Raw genomic sequence first — 20,141 nt, forward strand, 5'->3', positions numbered from 1 at the left:
CAAATGGACAGTGTCACCTTTATTAGGTTGTTGATTTTTTGGCGAAAATGACTATGAAATACTTTACAGAATATTCTTATTATATTTATGCAACGCTAGTGATAAATTATATGATTATTAACAATAAAAGTAAATGGTATAATAAAGAAGCGTAATTAAGGACTTGTTATTTAGAAATATAGTTGTAATTCTTCTAGTAATTACAAAGAGGAATCTATTTTCAAACCGTAAGATACATCAAGAGAGTAGCCCTAGATAAAAAGATGCTATTTATCCATTCTGAATATACTCAATCCATTTTACTTATCTCTACGATTCAGAATTTGTAAATCACTTACGTTTGAAACTTTCATCGGAAATGTTTCCATTACATTACTGTCTGCCATTATCGATATATAATCCCCGTTTTCCACTTCATTGGAATATATATTATTAATCTCAATAAGATCAAGACCATCTAATTTTTTCGAAATAATCCGAATAATTATCTTTTTCATCACTTTCTCCTGTAATGGCAAAAAAATCATTATAATAATTACGAAAATAATTATCCATATGGTAGAAATATTCTACTTCATCTTCTTCTGTAAACTTTTCTCTTTGATCCAAAAATCCATCGTAATAATATCCTCTTATTTCCTCTTTCTCAACTTCCAGATCTATTACCTCACTGTTATTTTCTGGGCTATCTGGTAGTTTAGTTTGGTTAAAAATACTATTGTATACTATTATACAAGTAATGATAGCTAATGAAAAAAATAGAAAAATCAATAAAAGTTTATATTTCTTCATAGTTAAACCCTTCCCATAATAAATTTGGCCTACTAATTTCCTCTCCTTGATATTGTATACTCATCTAATAGCAATTCTATTCTAACACCATACTCCCCTTTGATATCTTCTTAACCATCATGATAATCGCAGCTATCTCTATCATAACAATCAATAACATCAAAAATAAATTATCTATAAAAACAGATGTAATGATAATTGGGATAGTTATCATACTTATTACAGCAGTAACGATAGTCCCCTTACTTTGCTTAACCACTTCCATATCAGAGCTCCAATTATAGGACGGAAAATATAAATTAACTAAAAAGCCGATAACACTAATCAGGAATAACGTAGACACTAGTAACACGGTAATTGTTATTAAATAAAGCATACTTACATGAAATACTGTATAGAATACGATTGCTGTTAAAATAATACCAGGTACAAATAAAAGAACATTAATTAAGATTTTCCCAAACGCTATTTTCTTGACATTAACAGGAGCTGTCAACATGATCCAAACACTTCTTCCTTCAAATGAAATGCTGCAGGATGTTGTAGTTGTCAGTATCACAGAAGTAAAGGCAATGAGAGTATATATATGCTGCGCAGTAATCGTATACCCTAGTAAATCATAAGAGAATGAATTTATGCCCGGTATTATTCCAGTTAGAATGCATATATTCACGATAACAATCCCTGCTGGAGTTAAGATTGTATTATTTACATAAGTAAGGGAAGAAAAGTATAGTTTGAATTCCTTCAATAATAGGCCAATCTCAGGTGATTTTATCTTAAATGCTGCATTTTCCTGTCTTTTTTTCTTTCGGTTATTTATTTGATTCCTAAGGAAATCATGAAAAGAATTCATTATATAAATGACTAAGAACGTGCTAATAAGCGTAGCAGCAATTAATAAAAGCATATTTAATAGAAAGGGAAAACTGTTTATTTCATTAAGGGGGTACCGCAGTATAGACGCATTTATAAACCAGTCTTTGTAACCGATAGCTCCTGAGTTAATGATCAAGTAAATTAATGGAGTTACAAAAATTCCTAATGTAATGATTGATTCTGTTACATTGTTGCGTAACCTGACAAGTATTAATATATTCCTTACCAGCATGGAAATGATAAAAGTCAAATTGGTTGATACTAAGGGAATGATAAAGCTTAATAAAATAACCATCAGGATTACGGATAAAAAATGACCCGCCAACGGAATAACCAAGATAGATCCAAAAATTAAAACAGTAAGAGTCAGGACCATGTGGACCAAATATTTACTTAATAAATAAAACAATTTTGCCTGCCAATTTTTAATTGGCAGACTGTAAATGAACTCACTATCCTTCCCTTCTATCACATCATCAAATCCACTTAGTATATTCCAGATTCCAAAAACCCAAAATAATATGGATGTTAGTAATACAAAAAAAGCCTGGATGTTATTGTTAACATTCAAGTCTATTGCAATAAAAACGACATATCCTAAAAACATTAAAAATGCTGCAATATATCCTGAAATGGTATAAATAGCATGTTTTCTTACTTCTTTGTTGCTGCTTTCTAAATTAGATAATTGCGTTTGATTTTTTAATCGAAATAAAAACAATGACTTGAGGTTATTCATTAGAAGTCACATCCCTGAATATTTCATTTAATGATGCTTTTTTGAGAACGTTTTCCATTGAATCATTTACAACAGCTTCACCATTATTTAAAATGACCAGTTTATTACATATCTTTTCTGCAACTTCCAGAACATGTGTAGAATATAAAATGATTGCCCCCTCACTGGCCCGGCTTTTCATTTCATTCACTAAAAAATCGGTAGCATTGGGATCCAAACCAACAAAGGGTTCATCTAAAATAATTAATTTGGGATTATGCATTAATAGTGCAATAAGTACCAGTCTTTGCTTCATCCCGTGTGAATAACTGGAAACTAAGTCATGAACCGCACTTTCAAATTTTAATTCTTTTAGCAAGTATCTTAATCTCTCATCCAGTTCATCCGCTTCCATTTTATAAAGCGAAGCAATTAATTCGATATATGCTTTCCCCGTCATATTATTGTATAAGGCTGGAGTATCCGGAGAATAACCAATCATAGATTTATAATGCTCAGGATCATCTTTTAAATTTGTATCGTATAATTTCACTTCCCCTTCATCAAACGTATGTATCCCGACAATCGATTTAATCGTTGTCGTTTTTCCGGCCCCATTTGCTCCAATAAATGCACAAATATCACCTTCATGTAATTCCAATGATAAATTTTGAACTCCTTTATTGGAGCCTTTATACGTTTTACTTAAGTTTTTTACGGATAACATTTCATTCCCTCCCTTATATTTTCTTGATAATAACTTTAGCTGCATACAAGCTAATAACAATATAAATAATTGGTGCGATCATCAATAAATAATTAGAATGCGTATCTTGGAGCTGGCTTTCAGCTAATGTAAGTGCGCCGCTAGGTAAGAACAATGCCAACGTTTCATTAATACCGCCCAATAACATAAAAATCATTGCTAATATGATTGTTGTAATACCAATAAAAATGGAGCTACTTATAAACGTGCTTAATAAAACTGCTATACTGATAACAAAAAGAATCCACAAGCTATAAAATAAAAGGAACAATAAAAAGTTAATGAATGGATAATAATCAAAAAGATAGATAGTGTAGCAATAAGAAACGATGGAACCAACGGAGATACACACCATACTAATAAACCAGTTCCCAAAAAGCTTTGAAACAATATATTCTAAATTAGATACCGGCCTTGTAAATATAAAACCCTGGACTCCACTATTTTTTTCGGTCGCTATCATCCCCATAAAGCTGATGACCAGCACGATCAATCCAATTTGGTTAAATTGTCCGGAAAAAGTAGCCAGTAAAACTTCATTGGCCAGAGGTTTAGGAGCGTTAGGATCCATCATAATCCCGTCAATCCCGCCTAAACTTTTAATAATTACGTCCATGTACTTGTCAATTAAAGGCTGCGTTACTCCAAGAATAGTAAAGAATATAGCCAACCATACAAATTTAATATTCCTAATTGCTTCTAATAACTCCACTTTTCCTAAAATGAATATATTCCTCATACGTCAGACACCAACTCTAAAAATATTTTTTCTAAATCTTTCTTCTCATAAGCAATCGAATTCACGTTCAGATTATTTTTATCCAGTTCAGCAATCAAGTTAGTTAATTTGATTGAATTCCTGCTGGTTACTAAAAATTCTCCCGCTTTTACTTCTTGTAAATCATAGGAATCATTTAGGTTAATCTCTGGTTTAATAGAATCGCTTAAATCCACTTGAAAATATACTTGTTTATAATTTACAGTTTCATCCTGATTCGTTATATTTCCAATGATCTCTCCTTTTTTTATAATAATATAGCGATCACAAAACTCACTTGCATCATCTAAAATATGCGTGGATATAAGAACGGTCGTGTATTCTTTTAACTTTTTGATTAAGTTTTTGATTTCATTTCTGCCTACCGGATCAAGAGCTGATACCGGCTCATCCAGGATAAGAAACTTTGGACGGTGTAAAATGGCTTGGGCAATTCCTAATCTCTGTTTCATTCCTCCGGATAATTCCTCTACCTTATATTGATTTTTGTCCTGCAGCCCGACATCTTTAAGAACTTCATTAATGTTCTCATTAAGATATGTTTTACTTAAACCAGATAAACTGCCAAAAAACCTTAAGGACTCTTCGCACGTCATCCACTGTTTAAAATCTGTGTTCTGTGATAAGTAGCCAATATCATTCTTGAAGTTTAAAATATTCTCCCCATTAAAATTAATTTCTCCTTCTTCATAATTAATAATTCCGGTAATGCACTTAATCAGCGTGGTTTTTCCAGCTCCATTCGGACCCAATAATCCAATGCACTCCCCTTCTGGAATATCAAATGAAATATCTTTTAGTATTTTTTTGCCTCTAAAAGCTTTATTTACCCTCTTAATAGCGATCATTTTTTAACAATCTCCTTCCGATAGTCAAATAAAGAATTGGTCCAACTGTATTGAGTAACACGATAACGACTACCCAAACTACTGAATAATTAACAATTGTCCTGCGTCGGTATAAATCAATTAAAGCAACTGTTAACAGTAATAGATGTAAAACCATTATTGGAATTACTATTGGCATAATAGCTCCCCAATCTATATCCTTCAAGACGCTAATATCTGTATTCATGCCCCTAACCTCCATGATTATCATTATTGATAATGATAATTATATTGTACATTTCTAAATAAATCAATTATTATTATGACAAGAGGTGATATTGATGGAATTTGGTTTATTTAAAAATCAAACTCGGTTTAAGATAGCATTAGAATTAATTGATAAGGAAGAAGGATTATCAATTATGCAATTAAATCAATTATTAGAGGAAATACCACAGGCCACGTTATACAGACATATGAATGCCATGTTTGAAGAAGGCCTGGTGAAAGTTGTAAACACTAAAAAAACACGTTCCGGTGAAGAAAAATTTTACGCAATTAATGCAGAAACATATAAAGTTGATGAGGATGAATGGAATCTGGCAAGCTACGATGATAAGGTGAATTTTGTTACTTATTATTTTATGTACGTCCTGCAGTCTTACCAGAGTTATCATAAGACGATTGATGAAAAAAAGGATCAAGCTACTTTCTCCCTTTCGAAGTTTACTTTGGAGGAATCGAAATTTGAGGATTTCCAGTCAGAGCTTAAATCTTTATTTGAGAAATATTATGAGGAGCCAAAAACTGATAATAGTAAAGAGAGAACTGTTTCACTGGTTATTATACCGTAAGATCTTAACCGAATGGTTGTAGAATAAATTATTTAGCACGTATCCCTAATGAATTGGAATACGTGCTTTTGGACATTTCATTTGAATCTGTTTTATAAAGACAAACCCATTGTTACCATTTTTGTGTTAAACCCCATACTTTCATACATTTGAATAGCTGGATTACCTTACAATTCCCCTTCATGTCTAATATCTTTGTTTAATACACATTTCATCACTCTAACTTTTGATTCACCTTGATTCCTGGTTTCACTTCATTTCAGAAATGCGTGTTTCATAATTACAAATATCTGAATTATATTTTTAATATTCCGAAATAATAATATAAAGCTGGTTACTGATTGTATATATCTTTACTCATTTGCGTTCTATTCATTTTTGAAAAATCTACTCTCGTAAAAGTGACAGTTGAAAGAATTAAGAATAAGATACCAAATAATAATATGACAAAAAAGCTAATTTGTGGCGTTATGATTAAGTTACCCGCTTTAAATGCAAGCTGGTCTGAGATTAATTCATTTAAAGGAAGCGATAATTTTTCCAAACTTAAAGCTCTAAAGAAGGAAGCTGCATATGTCATCGGATTTAAAAAAGCAATATATTGCAAACCATTTGGTAATAGACTAAGTGGTACGTAAACTCCGCATAAAAATGTTATCGGTGTCGTAACTGCTACAGAGGTGATTTGAAATGTTTGTGAATTTTTAACAGAAGTCGCCAAAAACAAACCAAAAGCCGAAAATACAAGACCGACAAATATCATCGAGACGATTACAGCCAGAGGAGTAAATATCGATCCATACCTCAAGCCAATAAAGCAGCCTACTATCATAATAAGAATTCCTTGAAACGTTGCTATAATCGTCGATGATAATATTTGGCCAATAACAATTTGTATTCTTTTTGCAGGGCTGACAAGTACTTCTTTCATATATCCTGATACCATATCGTCAATCGTCGAAGCAGCTATATTCAAGGATGTTTGAAATACGACAATAATGATGATTCCTGATAATACATAGTTAGTTGGATCAGATATATCTGTACTCTTAAAAATGGTGCTTAACAGATACAAATAAAAGAAAGGCATTATTAGGATTAAAACTAATTGGACACGGTTTCTTAGAAACAACCTGATATTCCTCATGCATAATGCAGATATAATACGCATTTCTATTCACTCCCTAATATTCTTCCCGGTGATCTCAAGAAAGACATCATTTAACGTTCCCTTTCGAACTTCCATATCTGTAATTGACAGCTGATGTTCACTAATAATTGCTGTCAGTTTAGACAAATCATTCACTTCTATAATGAATCGATTATTCTCTTTGGCATAAGTCAAATCATGCTGCAGCAGTAAGTCATTTAATTGCTCTGGAACGATACTTGAAATCATTGCCTTATCACGTGTATATTGCTTTTTTAATACTGCCGGGTGATCAAAAGCTATTATTTTCCCATAATCCATAACCGCAACCTTATCGCTTATTTCCGCTTCATCCATATAATGGGTTGTCAAAAATATGGTTATGCCTTTCTCCTTTTGTAATTTAACAATATAATCCCATATATTGGCTCTGGTTTGTGGATCCAGACCCGTAGTAGGTTCATCCAGGAACAACACTTTCGGTAAATGTAATAAACTGCGGGCTATTTCCACTCTTCGTTTCATACCTCCAGATAAGCTGTTAACCATTGCTTTTTTCCATTTAGTTAAATCTACTAAATGAAGCACAAAATCAATTCTTTCGTTAATTACGGATTTAGCCACACGATAAAAGTGACAATGCATTTTTAAATTTTCTTCGACTGTCATTTTCACATCCAGGGTTTGCTCTTGGAACACAACACCTATCACACTTCGAATATAATCTTTATTTTGGCCTATCTCTTTACCGTCAATCATTAATGTTCCAGAAGTTTTATCAAGTATGGTACAAAGCGTATTTATTGTTGTACTCTTACCAGCTCCATTAGGGCCCAAAAATGCAAAAATACTGCCACTTTCTACTTCAAATGAAACATTGTCGACTGCTTTGAACGTTCCATATGTTTTTGTAAAATTCTTTACGGTAATGATGTTATTCATTATGATTTTCTCTTTTGATTAAAGTAAGTCATCAGTTTATAAATCTTATCAAATGCCCCACTTACATTATCGGAATTTGATAGCTCCTCCTCTAAAGCATCTTCCAGAGCATTCAGCACCTTTTCACAATCGTTGATATTAACACCTGATTTTTCTGATACTTTTTTTATAATTTCTGCGTTATTCATTTATAATTCTCCTCATTTCATGTATTTCTATTTTATAGACTGACTGTCGGTCTATAAAATAGAATAGCTTATCAATCGATTATAGTCAAGACATTTTGTATTTTTATATTAAAATCGGAAGAAGATACTTCCATTTTATTTTTCTAACTTAAAAAACCCAACTGATATTAATTCAGTTGGGAATGAATAGTCTTCTTATTTTATTAGCAAGATTCAAAGCGTTTTCTTTCTTTTGAAAACATGAATCTTTTATCAGGACGCTTCCCTCCAGGATTCAAGGTATTAAAAGTTTCAGTAAAGACTGCTAGTTGATTTTTAATTTATTCTAAGACATTAATAAGTTAGACATGATGACAGGAAGAAAAGTTGAAGTTCACTGTAAAAAAGGCTACATTTCTACCTTTAGCATTTTACTAGTTACTTTTTCTGTTCGATTCTCCAAAAATGAATTAGACAGCTTACCCAAATGCAATTCATCAACAATCTGCCCGTCCTTCATAAACAGTACCCGTTCACTTTGAGCAGCAACTTTCGCGTCATGTGTCACGAGTAATATCGTTCTTCCCTGTTGATTAATCTGGAGAAAATTTTTCATAATTTCTTCGGCAGACCTTGAATTTAAAGCTCCTGTTGGTTCATCTGCGAAGATCATTTTCGGTTCATTAATCAAAGCCCGGCAAATTTCGGCTCTTTGCAGCTGGCCGCCAGATACTTGATTTGTCATTCGATAAGCCAGATCGCCAATCCCTGTTTTCTCCAAAAGCTGCTTCGCTTTATTTGCTAATTCTTTTCCTTTTTTTCGATTATCCCGCAGCGCTGGAAGTACAATATTATCGATAATCGCCAAGTTTTTTAAGAAAGTAGGCTGTTGAAAGACAAAACCCATTTGTTGTCGGCGAATATCTGCGAGTTCTGTTTCTCCACATGCTGTAAGGCTTTGGCCGTTGAAGGTTATCTCTCCATGATCGATTGTATCCATGCCGCTCAAAGTGTAAAGTAATGTTGATTTGCCAGATCCGGAAGGCCCCATAACGGAGACAAACTCCCCTTCATAAATAGCGACGGATATATCCTCTAAGACCGTGATTTTGTCTTTCACTGCAGCAAAGGTTTTATGAATATGTTGTCCATTAATTATTTTTTTCATCATTTACTCCTTTATATTTTCTGCAATTGCTATATTTCCAGCCTGGTTTGTACCCAATTTTGTAGCCAGCAAAGTGACCAATAACATTAATATTGGAAAACCCAAGTAAATGAATGGATGACTGACAAAGGTGAGTGCCTCTATCCCAAAGGAAGCCATAGCCATTCCAGCGATTGATTCTCCTAAGGTATTAGCCAAGATGCTCCCACCGGCAACACCAATAATTAAAATAAATATTCCACGAGTTGCATATTGCATAGAAAGGTCTTGGTTGGTAAAGCCAATTGCTTTTAACATCGCAATCGCCGGTCTATCCTTTGCAATTAACAATTTCATAAATAACAGACTTACTAAGCCGGTAATAAATAAAGCTACAATGAGTGCTACATTCGCTGCTGTTTTAATGGAATCCATTGTCGCTCCAAATACTTGCTGTTTATGATTGTCAGCATCTGTTACTTTGGCAAAAGGTAGAGCCTCCGACATTTCTTTGGTTGCAGCAGCTATCTGATTTGTATCATTTAACTGAATATAATAGCTTAGCCACATTGTTGGCGCTGATTCATCCGAAAAAATTGCTTTCGCTGTCTTCCCTCCGTTTAAAATATTGGAATAAATTCCAGATACAACAAAATTTTCAGAACCATTATCAGTAATAATTTCAATTGTATCGCCTACTTGTTTTTCAAATTCACTAGCATTCATGGAAGATAAGGCGATTTCATTTGATTGTTCTGGAGCATTCCCATCAGTGTATTCAATAGGAAATGCAGAATGGTCACCAAGTTCAATAATTATTTTTTCTTCTGAACCATCCTCTTTTTTGGCTTTAAAAGATTTTGAGGTAATCTGGACGGATTGTTCAATAGTTTCACTCTCATTTAAATAGTTTATAACCTGTTGTTCGTTGTCTACCGATTCATCAGATTGATACATACTGACCATTATATCCATATCTCCAAAACCAACATATTTCGTGAAGGTTGGAGAAGAGACAGTCTGATAGGTATTCCAAGGAATAATCATAATAAAACAAGAAAGCAGCAAAACAATCAGCATGGTTACATACAGCTTCTTTCGGGCAAGAACATCCTTAATTCCAAGAAATACATTAGCAGACAGCAGCCTATTATTACTTAGGAAAAAATAATTTTTGTGAGCGATTTTTTCCTCTGGACTACCAGTACGGATAGCTGAAGCTGAAGATATTTTTCTAAAACGTCTTAATAGAAAATGAATGTAAGCAATAACTATTAGAAAAACAAGACCACTTCCAAAAACGGCAAGGAAGATACTCCAGCCGGCATAGTCACTTTCGCCCATATAAAGCCGGATATTCTCTAATAATGGCCCGCTGAAAATAAACGACAGAAGTAAGCCGATGAAGCAACCAGCTAAAGCAAGCAACGTATATTTGGCTAGATAGATTTTTTTAATATCCGATAAACGTAACCCAATAGCTTTCATGGTTCCTATCTCTCGATAATCCTCTTCTATTTTGGTTAATAAAGTAAAACGAATGCACATAAAGGCAATAATCACAATTAAAAAGCCCACTAATAGAATAATCGCAATCATAATCCCATCGGATAAACCATTAATTATTTTGAATAAACCACTCGTTAACGTCGGTCCATTAGATTCTAAACCTGCTTCGGCATATGATGTTTCAAATTCGTTGGTTTTAGATGGGTCTTCTAACTGAAATTCGATTAAATATTCAAGACTTCCTTCTGGTACCAGCTCTTGATAATCCTTTTCATGCACTAAAAAACGTTTGGAAGAAGCTAACGGTGAATTCATTTGTGCATCTCTTAGGAAACCTGCAATCTGGAACTCCTTTCCAGCTATTTTAGCTTCATCACCAATCCTAGCAACTCCCTCTTTCATATAACCAATCGGTACATATAGCTCACCTTCAGCTGGTTGAATCGGCTGACCGTCCAAGTCTAATAGATAATCAAAATTCGGACTTTGAGTGGAGAAGCCATTGTCCTGTACATTATCTATTAAACTATTATCACCTAATTGAATCTTCGCCCCTGTAATATTTAGAAAATCAAGTACCTGGTTATCTTTTACATTCTCATGTTCTGTCGCAAAGCTTTGTATTTGTTCCTTATCAATATCTCCATTATGCATTTGCAAGAAGTCTGGCACCTGCGCTTGTTTTGTTAAGCTGTCAATGGAACCAATAAGATTAATCGTCAGAATAGCCACTAAGCTGACAAGTGCCGTTGCAGCAGTGATGAATAACATCGTCGTTATACTGATCAGTTTATTTCTTAAGAGATCATTTCGTATGATTCGATAATACATTATTTCCCTCTATTCTTTTGTCAAAATTCTCATCAACTGCTGACTAATCGCTCCTTGATCTGTTCCGAGCAGTTTTTCTGCATTATAAGCAAAAGCAATCATCCGCTGTGATTGTTCTTCTTTAGTCAGCTCAATCGTTCCATCATCAAATATAGTAGTAGCATACACCAATAACATCTCTACAGTTTCAAAAGGATAATCTGTATGAAATATATTTTCTTCAATGCCATCTTCAATAATGATTGTAAAAATCGGTGTGATTTCTGTAAATAATACCTTCTGAATTTTTTGGTGCATAAGAGCATTTTGCGGCTTATGAATATGTGTCATCAATTCTTCAGAAACAGCCCCACTCACATTTAAAGATGTAATCGACAAAAGTAATCGTTCAATAACAGGGACTTCTTTTTTATCTGCCACGGCTTGTGCTTCTTCTATTACTTTTTTATTATAGCGGTCGATAATACCATCCATAATTGCTTCCTTACTTTCAAAATGATAATAAAGCGTACCTCTGGCAATTCCAATTTTGTTCAAGATGTCATTGGTGCTTGTTCCATCATAGCCTTGCTCATTAAATAGAGCTTCAGCTACATCTAATATTTCATTTCTTCTTTCCTGTGCTTCTTTTGATTTTCTCAATTAAACCATTCCTTTCAATCATTTGACCGTCAGTCTGTCGATTAAATAGTATAATATAGATTATAATCAAAAAAAGCTAAATGTACAATTTAAAATCAATATATTTGTTTATACGATAAAGCTGCTCTCAAATGCGCAGGAAGTATTTTATAAAACTTCTTTTCCTTTACAAAAACCGGTACGCAGGAAGTTGCCTAATTTAACAGTCTTTAAGTTATTGTAAATCCTCCCTCCGAGTAAACCCAATATAAATACCACTACTATCTTTCAAACGAATTTCATTACGCCATGAATGATTGATAGTATCCACTATCCCGGAAATACTGGAACTACGAACATTTTTAGTACTGCTGGAAGTGCCATATAACCGTTTGGCAGTTACCTTGCTGCCTTTACTTATAGAATTAGTTTTTAGATTACCAGCTGATAATCCGCCGTTTATCACATCCATAACAGTCTGATAATTGCTGCCAAGCGATCTTTTACGTTCTTCTCCATTACCATGCTTCTCAGCCTTTGTTTCTTCTACTAATTTAGCAATGGATTTCCCAATGCCAGATGATGTAGTACCAGTGGAAGAACCTTTCAGCTGAATATAAACCTGCTGACCCGCTAATCCATCAATCGTTAAGCCGTAATAGGACTGAAATCGTCTAACAGCATCCTCTGTATCATCCCCATAATAACTATCAATGCCATTATTTTTTGCACCTTTATTTGGATAAAATGGCGGATGATTGTTTGCCAGCTTTGTCTGCAGCTGCTTAACAGGCTCACCATATTCACCGTTTTCCAATGTTTGGCCGGTCCAGTTTCCAGTCACCTTCGTCCAGTTACTATTGCTATTGGAATTAACAGAATGTGATGACGAATGATTACCAGCTGATTCCCCGAGCATCTTTTTAAATTGGCCCCATGTTACGCCATGTGCTCCATCCCTTAATTTTCTGGGACAGTGTTTTCCGCTCCAAGTATTATGCTGCTTAACATTTACTGCAGAGATCCCTTCCTCTTTCATAATTCTTTTGACTAGATCAGCAGTATTTTCAATTGCTTTTTTATAGTCACTATCTGCATTGACACAAACTTCGATTTGAATAGAATGAAGATTTCCATTACCACGGCCGTCACCTGCGCCCCATAGCTGAAAACAATGGTCAAAGGATTTTACCGCCGTCTTATCATCTACTTGCCAATGCCATGCAGCCTCACGGGAATTTCCGTTTGATTGTAAATCGGCATGATTTTGCGCTCCTGCACCATTTCTTGGATTATCGGTTTCATGGATAGTAATATACCTTTTTTTATTATTTTTACCATACTTGAATGAAGTGTCGTTGATTAATTGCTCTTTCATTTGTATCATCATAAAACCCCCTTTATAAGTTAATGAATAGGCTTATTGGTTTATAAGCTGAAAGATTACCTTCATCCCCAGTCCATTTTGCGAAGCTTCTTTTTTGCACTTTTCGCCCAGCTCTTTACCGCCTCCAGGCTCACCTCTTCTCTCTCCGCAATTTCCTGGTTCGACAGTCCTTCTATAATTGCGTAACAGAACCAGACTTTTTGTTTTTCCGTCAACATTGAAGTTAATTCAGTGAAATCGTTTTCATTTTTATGATCTATTATTTCCTGTGGATCTCCTCTTCCTTGACTTTCAGCAGGAATCTTCTTTCCATTTACATGATTATAGTTTCCGGATTGTGTTTCTACCTTCTGCTCCTTACTCAAATGATCAAAGTATCTTTTTTCCACCATTGATTTGCGAAATACATCAACTAAACGATTGCGTATTTGAAAGTTCATGTATGTAGCTAAGGGACCTTTATCTGGTTTGTAGTTTTCATATGCTCTCCACATTGCTACTAACCCCTCTTGAAAATATTCCTCCTTTTCTTCATTAATTTGCAGCCTCGTCATTTGATAGTACACTCTACGTTGATTCTGTTCGATAAAATCTTCCAATTCCCATTTCTTTTTGCTCATTTATAAATCCCCTTTCAATTAGATTATTATAAATTTAACAGAATATAAAAGTTTTGTCATACCACAAAATTCTATTTGAATGAAAAAAAGTTACTATTTAGTCAAATTCCCCTATTATTTTTGACCCCTTTTTATTGAATTGATAGGATTTCACTAGGACAAAATACTATTTTTACTTTTTTTGTAGACAAGTACCAACATTTTTTTCAAATATCGACTCTATAAACGCTATTTAACCCCTTCTAAATGCCTATACTTCCTTCATTTCTCTATTATTTTTTGCTAAAAAATAATTTAATTTTCAAATACGCCCCTTTTTTACGTTCAGAAACGACTATAGAGATGACAGGAGGTGATAAACATGGCAGTCGCTGAATTAAAGGAAACGGTTTTGCAGCTTACGCTGAATGAGGGCTTTGATCCAATTTCTGGTGAGTTTATTCTGAAGCAAAAGCGTTTTAACAACGTCAAACCGGATGTAACTGCTGACCAGCTATTCAACACAGCAAACGCATTTATATCTGTTCAGCAAAATGAGCTCTATAGTGTAAATCGCCGTGATGTTTTAGACATTCACGAAGAGGAAGCTTAGGCTCTGAATGATTCCTCGGAAGGAGGTGAAAAAAAGTGAGAAAACTCGAATTGAAGTTTTTAAATGGAGAGGGAAAGATTATAACGTATACGTTAGACAATCCGATAGAACCAGCTGATCCTGAAACAATCAAGGAAGCAATGGATACCATCCTTCAGGAAAATGCGTTTTATTCTTCAGGCGGGGACCTGACTGAAATACACAGCGCCCGTATCGTGGAACGTTTTGTGGAAGATATTGCATTATAGTTCTTCTTTTGCATAAGATTCTGACCGTGAGGAGACTCTCCTCACGGCATTGTCTTTTATAAAAGATATTGTTGAATGCTTACTCTTTTCTGGCTTGTTTATTAAATAAAAGGTGGTGAATCATATGGAAGCGTGGATATCTCTTATAACAGATATTGGATTTCCTGCTGCGGTGACCTTTTACCTGTTACACCGGGTGGAAGGAAAGCTGAATCAGTTAATTGAGTCCATCTACTCGATTTCCATTCCTAAGAAATAAATGAAAGACCAGTATATAAGCGTTTTAAGCATAGAAAAATCCGAACTACTATTTTGAATTTTAATTTGAATTCAGACAAGTTCGGATTCTCTATTTTATTTTTAAAATGTCTCTTCCTTCAGCTTTTCCCAATAATTATTTCCCTCTATTTTTACTTCCAAGATTTTGTATTACTTTCCAGATTCTTGATTATCAGATAATTTATTCTTCATGAAGATACTTATAATTAATATATTTATTACAGAAGCAATTAAAGTACAAAAACTTATATACCCAAGCCCTAACCCTTCCCAGCCTCCAATAAACAAACTAATAAATATTGACAATATACTAAGACCACAAGTGACATAAGGCAGGATAATTTTTTTCTTTTTTAAAAGCATACTTAGTAAGAATATAACGATACCTATCCCTATAATATACATAAAAAATTCCATAAACCCTTCCATTCTGCCATCCATAACTTTCCCCTCCTGAAATCTCTTTAGAACTTTTTCTTTTATCCCATTAATAACTCTTCTTACACAAAGCTCTTATTTTACTGAGCTTAAACAATGATAGAATTTTATCTAAAGGATAATAATGCAGCTTAAAGCAAGCAAAGATAAACGATACATACCTGGAACAGTTTTTGCTTTTTGATATCCTTTTCAATGTGAGAATGCTCTATAATGAGATAGTGCCAAAAAATTAAGCATTGCGGTTTTTGTATATATTCAAGAAAACAACCAATGCAGCCCCGCTAATAAAAGTTATGAAGATGGCCACATTTAACTCTGTATAGAAATCAGCTGTTAAATTACTTAAAATCGCAAATATTGATCCGCCTACTAAGCCAATCATCGCAGAATATGTCCCGCTTATGTAATTCGTTAATAAATACTTTACTGCCCTGCTTGTAATTAATACACCTAATAACACGCCTGAGCCTATTGCAAATATGATTGGTATATTTAACCCCAAAAGGCCATCAACCGCTATTTCATAAATACCCATGATTGTTAATATTAAGGCTCCGCTTATACCAGGTAACACCAGTGCTGTACTGGCAAAAAATCCTGAAACAATCAAGTATACATAATTTAAAAATGACAAATTGTTTATATCTACATTACCCATTCCTGAAAAAAACTGAATCATCACTATGATGATAACGAAGCTTAAAGAGGCTAACATGATAAAATAGAGTTTTTTTATGAACCCGGATTTTGTTGTACTTACTGCATCCTTCCATATATATGGTAAGAACCCGGCGATAATCCCGATAAAGAAAAAGAGCGTCTGCAAGTAAAAATTATCAAGAAAATACCGGATGACAAAGATAAATGCTAAAAAACCGCAGCACATTCCTATTCCAAAAGTAAACAGAAAAGGCAAAGCCTTCTTTCGATCCTTGGTTGTTAGCATACTTAATGAATTTACTAAACGTTCATATATTCCTAAAACCATGGCTATTGTACTTCCACTTACACCAGGAACTGTTTCTGTTATGCCAACAAACATGCCCTGAATAATCGTTCGAAACAAATGATATCAACACCTTACAGAAATATTTAGTACATTTGACACCGCTAATAAATTTTTAGTATAGGAGGAATACAATTCTTCTATCTATCTATCTATCTATTTTTCACCCCTTTCTAATAAACATCCTCCCTCTCATAAAATAAAGGATTAGAGATATAGTCCCTAATCCTCAGCTATTCATTTATTCTATCATCCTATTCACATGTTCTCCATTCACTGAATATTTAAGTAAAAATAGCAATGTCTATATTCGTTATTCACTATTAACTTTAAAAGTAATTTGTTTTCTATCTTCATTTAAGGCGATAGAAAATTCTTCTTCGTAAATATTATGATTATTTTTGTTTAAAGAAGCTCTATAAGGCATCCCTGAAACTAAAGAACCTTTTGTTCTCCCATCACTATCTGTGGGTTCTAATCTTAAACCAGCCTCAAGGTTTTCTTCTTCATTTTCAAAAATTTTTATTGTTACATCGTCTAACGGCTCTTCACCCTCATCAATGACCAGAAAATCAATTGTAATTAATTCACCCTCTTCTTGGTCGTTATCTGCTTCTTCTCCGCAGCCTGTTAAAAATACGAAAAACAGTAAAGAATATAATCTAATTTTTATAATATCTGTTCCCTCCTTTTTAGATTACCAAAACGTAATAAACAGTTTGCACAAACACATTTTGCCATAGAAAGTGAGATTCTCACTGTCATACAAAATAAAAATACCAACTCACCCTGCAAAGAGCAATTTGGTATTTTAATTAAATCAGTAATATACAAAGCTTTTGGTGACATATTTAGAGTTTCTTATAATAATTAAAATAAAAATTGCTGGTATGTATAAAATAGCTGGGAATAGTATCTTTTTTTAATGGATCACTAAATCTGACTTCGTATACTTATTTTCAATATATACCTGATGCCATACCGCAAAGATAAGCACCGTCCATATTTTCCGGCTGTAATCCCCTTTATCCGTACAATGCTTCTCTAATAAATCAAGTACATAGTCTTTTTTGATCCACTGATCAATTTCGCTTTCCCTGATCAAATTGACTGCCCAATCATATAATTCATTCTTCAGCCAGTGACGGATAGGAACTGGAAAGCCTAATTTTTTTCGGCTTAAAACGTGGTCCGGTACAATGCCTTTGACTGCTTCACGCAGTATATGCTTCGTTGTTCCATTGGCAATTTTTAAATCCTCCGGCAGTTCACTTGCCACTTTAAAGACTTCCTTATCTAAAAAAGGAACACGGAGTTCTAAAGAATTCGCCATCGTCATGCGGTCTGCTTTTAGTAAAATATCTCCACGCAGCCAGGTGTGTATATCTATATACTGCATTTGATCAACAAAAGAATATTCAGAAGAAGTTTCGAATAAGGATCTGGTAATGTCCCGATAAGATAGCTTACAATTATGATTTTGAAGCAGCTGGCCTAATTGCTCCTTCTCAAACATTTTCGCATTTCCAATATATCTTTCTGATAATGGTGTCGTTCCTCTTTCTAAGAAGCTTTTTCCTTTTACACCCTCTGGTAAAACCTGTGCAACCTTCCCGAGTAATTGCTGCACTGGTGCAGGTATAGATTGAAACACCCTCAGTGATCCCGGCTCCTTATAAATATTATATCCGCCAAAAAGCTCATCTGCTCCTTCTCCTGACAGCACGACCTTGACCTGTTGTCTTGCTTCCTTGGCAACAAAGTACAGTGGAATACAGGATGGATCAGCTAATGGATCATCCATATGCCAGACAATCTTTGGAAGCTCGTTGACATATTCTTCCGGTGCCACCATATATGCTGTATTTGTTACATCCAGTTTTTCTGCGGTTTCCTGTGCCACATCAACCTCAGAGTATCCCTCCCGTTCAAAGCCGACGGAAAATGTCTTAATAGCCGGGTTCATCTGTCTTGCCATGGAAACGATAATAGATGAATCAATACCGCCCGAGAGAAATGAACCAACTGGAACGTCGCTTTGCATATGTTTTTCTATGGAATCATACAAAACATTTTGGATGCGGTCTATCCATTGATTTTTTTCCATCCATACAGGTCGAAAGGAAGCTTTCCAATAACATGTTGTCTCCATCGGTTCTCCATGTTTTTTTGTGAAATAATGACCCGGTTCCAGCTTTTTGATGCCTTCTATCAGTGTATCCGGTTCCGGTACAAACTGAAAGCTGAAGTATTGCTGTAAAGCGCTTTCATTTATTCGCTTATTAACATGAAATAAGGTAATACTTTTCCGTTCAGAAGCACAGATAAGCCTGTCTTCTTTTTCTTCATAATAAAAAGGCTTGATTCCAAACGGGTCTCTCGCACCGTATAATGTTTCCTCCTGTTTGTCCCAAATCATGATGCCGAACATACCGCGCAAATAGGAAAAAGCCTCTGCTTTATATTTTGCAAATAATGCTGCAATAACCTCTGTATCTGATTCCGTATGAAATATATAACCTTCTTCTGCCAAATCTTCCCGAAGCTCTTTGTAATTATAAATCTCCCCGTTAAATATCATCCAGATTTGACCGTCCTGATAACTTAAGGGCTGGTGACCTGATTCAATGTCTATGATGCTCAACCGCCGAAACCCGAAAAATATGCCATCTTCCGCAAAATACCCTTCATCATCTGGACCACGATGGGTAATCAGATGAGTGCGCTTTCTTAATAAATCTATTTCTTTATCAAAAAGCTGAGAATTTTGTTCGGAAAATATTCCAACAAAACCACACATTGATAGAAACTCCTTTTATTTTAGTTTTATCCCTTAATTAGCAGTATTGGGAGTATTTGATTATTATGGGATACACAGATACTCTATCATAACTATATAAAAGGTACAACATTACTACTAAAAAAATTATCAGAGATAAAAAATAATAATAAAGCATTACATTCTATGCAAAAAAATATAAATTTACTAATCTATTTACTTAAGAAAGTATTTTTTAACTAATACTTAAAACACCGTGATTTAGCCATAGTTAAATAATGTTTTATAAACAGAAAAATAAGGTAAAGATGTAGTAAGAAGGCCTATTATGTGGACATGTTTGCCCAATACCAGGTTCCTTCTGCTGACAGCTTATATTATTATATGAACCTGTCTTTTCAAACCGGTACTTTTTGAAGTTGGATTTATCAGTCTATTCAACCTCTTCCCATTCTATATTTCTTTTTTGTCAGGTGGTCTTATCATGAAAAAAAGTAAAAATGAAAAAGACAACAAAGATTATTTCGAAAGTAAGGAGAGAAAAATAGAAGTAAACGTATGGCGTAAATTAATCAACGTTATTCTTTTAACAGGAGTTTTTTCTTTATTGTATATTTATAATGTTTCCGAGCATACAGGATTCATATTATGGCTTTTGATATTTATAACATCTGCTGTCATAATTGATAGGATTGTCAGAAAAATTTTTTCTTTATTTATCGATTAATATTTTATGGCTGCTTTTTTACATTTCATTATTATTTCAAGACTTTATTTATATTTCAATCACGTAATAATCAAATGATAA

23 protein-coding genes are annotated in these 20,141 nt (G+C 34.0%); 5 read left to right on the top strand and 18 right to left on the bottom strand.

The genetic code is table 11. From position 1 onward, the window contains the following. Nucleotides 1–299 precede the first annotated feature (299 nt). The 7 genes from IEX29_RS26930 to IEX29_RS25085 form a co-directional block, all read right to left on the bottom strand. The gene (locus IEX29_RS26930) at nt 300–500 is read right to left on the bottom strand and encodes a hypothetical protein (RefSeq protein WP_229720388.1); all 201 of its coding nucleotides are present in this window, start codon (nt 498–500) and stop codon (nt 300–302) included. Further along, entirely contained in the window at nt 448–792 is a 345-nt protein-coding gene (locus IEX29_RS25060; RefSeq protein ID WP_188738371.1) for a hypothetical protein, read from the bottom strand. Before IEX29_RS25060 ends, IEX29_RS26930 begins: the two co-directional genes overlap by 53 nt. Before the next feature lie 76 nt (nt 793–868). Continuing rightward, a complete protein-coding gene (locus IEX29_RS25065) occupies nt 869–2,410 on the bottom strand; it encodes a hypothetical protein (RefSeq protein WP_188738372.1) in 1,542 nt (513 codons plus the stop codon). Continuing rightward, nucleotides 2,403–3,116 (bottom strand): ABC transporter ATP-binding protein, encoded by a 714-nt coding sequence (locus IEX29_RS25070; RefSeq protein WP_188738373.1) that lies wholly within the window; start codon nt 3,114–3,116, stop codon nt 2,403–2,405. Before IEX29_RS25070 ends, IEX29_RS25065 begins: the two co-directional genes overlap by 8 nt. Before the next feature lie 13 nt (nt 3,117–3,129). Further along, entirely contained in the window at nt 3,130–3,894 is a 765-nt protein-coding gene (locus IEX29_RS25075; protein WP_188738374.1) for an ABC transporter permease, read from the bottom strand. Continuing rightward, on the bottom strand, nt 3,891–4,781 hold the full coding sequence (locus tag IEX29_RS25080) for an ABC transporter ATP-binding protein (RefSeq protein WP_188738375.1): 891 nt from the start codon (nt 4,779–4,781) through the stop codon (nt 3,891–3,893). The genes IEX29_RS25075 and IEX29_RS25080 overlap by 4 nt, the downstream gene beginning before the upstream one ends. Further along, nucleotides 4,768–5,007, bottom strand: a complete 240-nt coding sequence (locus tag IEX29_RS25085) for a PLDc N-terminal domain-containing protein (protein WP_188738376.1) — start codon at nt 5,005–5,007, stop codon at nt 4,768–4,770. Before IEX29_RS25085 ends, IEX29_RS25080 begins: the two co-directional genes overlap by 14 nt. 94 nt (nt 5,008–5,101) lie before the next feature. Between IEX29_RS25085 and IEX29_RS25090 the strand changes: the two genes are divergently transcribed. After that, the gene (locus IEX29_RS25090; RefSeq protein ID WP_188738378.1) at nt 5,102–5,614 is read left to right on the top strand and encodes a helix-turn-helix domain-containing protein; all 513 of its coding nucleotides are present in this window, start codon (nt 5,102–5,104) and stop codon (nt 5,612–5,614) included. A gap of 334 nt (nt 5,615–5,948) precedes the next feature. Here IEX29_RS25090 and IEX29_RS25095 read toward each other — a convergent pair whose 3' ends face one another. The 8 genes from IEX29_RS25095 to IEX29_RS25130 all read right to left on the bottom strand — a co-directional run bounded on the left by IEX29_RS25095 (nt 5,949) and on the right by IEX29_RS25130 (nt 13,988). Then, a complete protein-coding gene (locus tag IEX29_RS25095; protein ID WP_188738380.1) occupies nt 5,949–6,785 on the bottom strand; it encodes an ABC transporter permease in 837 nt (278 codons plus the stop codon). Between the two features lie 6 nt (nt 6,786–6,791). Then, entirely contained in the window at nt 6,792–7,706 is a 915-nt protein-coding gene (locus IEX29_RS25100; protein ID WP_188738382.1) for an ABC transporter ATP-binding protein, read from the bottom strand. Continuing rightward, nucleotides 7,706–7,894, bottom strand: coding sequence for an HU family DNA-binding protein (locus tag IEX29_RS25105; RefSeq protein ID WP_188738384.1), 189 nt, complete (start codon nt 7,892–7,894; stop codon nt 7,706–7,708). The genes IEX29_RS25100 and IEX29_RS25105 overlap by 1 nt, the downstream gene beginning before the upstream one ends. Nucleotides 7,895–8,282: 388 nt before the next feature. Beyond that, nucleotides 8,283–9,041: an ABC transporter ATP-binding protein gene (locus IEX29_RS25110; RefSeq protein WP_188738499.1), complete on the bottom strand. Its 759-nt coding sequence runs from the start codon at nt 9,039–9,041 to the stop codon at nt 8,283–8,285. Between the two features lie 3 nt (nt 9,042–9,044). Further along, nucleotides 9,045–11,360, bottom strand: coding sequence for an ABC transporter permease (locus IEX29_RS25115; protein ID WP_188738386.1), 2,316 nt, complete (start codon nt 11,358–11,360; stop codon nt 9,045–9,047). Nucleotides 11,361–11,369: 9 nt separating this feature from the next. Then, nucleotides 11,370–12,002 carry a TetR/AcrR family transcriptional regulator gene (locus IEX29_RS25120; protein ID WP_188738388.1) on the bottom strand — a complete coding sequence of 211 codons (633 nt, stop codon included), beginning with the start codon at nt 12,000–12,002 and terminating at the stop codon, nt 11,370–11,372. Nucleotides 12,003–12,216: 214 nt separating this feature from the next. Further along, complete coding sequence (locus IEX29_RS25125) at nt 12,217–13,371, bottom strand: N-acetylmuramoyl-L-alanine amidase (protein WP_188738391.1); 1,155 nt, start codon at nt 13,369–13,371, stop codon at nt 12,217–12,219. A 59-nt stretch (nt 13,372–13,430) separates the two neighbouring features. Next, a complete protein-coding gene (locus IEX29_RS25130) occupies nt 13,431–13,988 on the bottom strand; it encodes an RNA polymerase sigma factor (RefSeq protein WP_188738393.1) in 558 nt (185 codons plus the stop codon). A 361-nt stretch (nt 13,989–14,349) separates the two neighbouring features. On the opposite strand from IEX29_RS25130, the gene IEX29_RS25135 reads away from it, so the two are divergent. From IEX29_RS25135 to IEX29_RS25145, 3 genes are all read left to right on the top strand, one after another. Then, entirely contained in the window at nt 14,350–14,580 is a 231-nt protein-coding gene (locus IEX29_RS25135) for a DUF1659 domain-containing protein (RefSeq protein WP_188738395.1), read from the top strand. A 35-nt stretch (nt 14,581–14,615) separates the two neighbouring features. Next, nucleotides 14,616–14,828 carry a DUF2922 domain-containing protein gene (locus IEX29_RS25140; protein WP_188738396.1) on the top strand — a complete coding sequence of 71 codons (213 nt, stop codon included), beginning with the start codon at nt 14,616–14,618 and terminating at the stop codon, nt 14,826–14,828. Nucleotides 14,829–14,952: 124 nt separating this feature from the next. Then, nucleotides 14,953–15,087 carry a YvrJ family protein gene (locus tag IEX29_RS25145; protein WP_188738398.1) on the top strand — a complete coding sequence of 45 codons (135 nt, stop codon included), beginning with the start codon at nt 14,953–14,955 and terminating at the stop codon, nt 15,085–15,087. A gap of 170 nt (nt 15,088–15,257) precedes the next feature. Here IEX29_RS25145 and IEX29_RS25150 read toward each other — a convergent pair whose 3' ends face one another. From IEX29_RS25150 to asnB, 3 genes are all read right to left on the bottom strand, one after another. Beyond that, nucleotides 15,258–15,548 carry a YesK family protein gene (locus IEX29_RS25150; protein ID WP_188738401.1) on the bottom strand — a complete coding sequence of 97 codons (291 nt, stop codon included), beginning with the start codon at nt 15,546–15,548 and terminating at the stop codon, nt 15,258–15,260. Nucleotides 15,549–15,777: 229 nt separating this feature from the next. Then, on the bottom strand, nt 15,778–16,614 hold the full coding sequence (locus tag IEX29_RS25155) for a DUF368 domain-containing protein (protein ID WP_188738403.1): 837 nt from the start codon (nt 16,612–16,614) through the stop codon (nt 15,778–15,780). Between the two features lie 862 nt (nt 16,615–17,476). Then, entirely contained in the window at nt 17,477–19,354 is a 1,878-nt protein-coding gene (gene asnB, locus IEX29_RS25160) for an asparagine synthase (glutamine-hydrolyzing) (protein WP_188738405.1), read from the bottom strand. A gap of 463 nt (nt 19,355–19,817) precedes the next feature. Between asnB and IEX29_RS25165 the strand changes: the two genes are divergently transcribed. Further along, nucleotides 19,818–20,060, top strand: coding sequence for a hypothetical protein (locus IEX29_RS25165; protein ID WP_188738407.1), 243 nt, complete (start codon nt 19,818–19,820; stop codon nt 20,058–20,060). The last annotated feature ends 81 nt before the right edge of the window (nt 20,061–20,141 follow it).

This window comes from Oceanobacillus neutriphilus (assembly GCF_014645515.1).
Classification (GTDB): domain Bacteria; phylum Bacillota; class Bacilli; order Bacillales; family Amphibacillaceae; genus Oceanobacillus; species Oceanobacillus neutriphilus.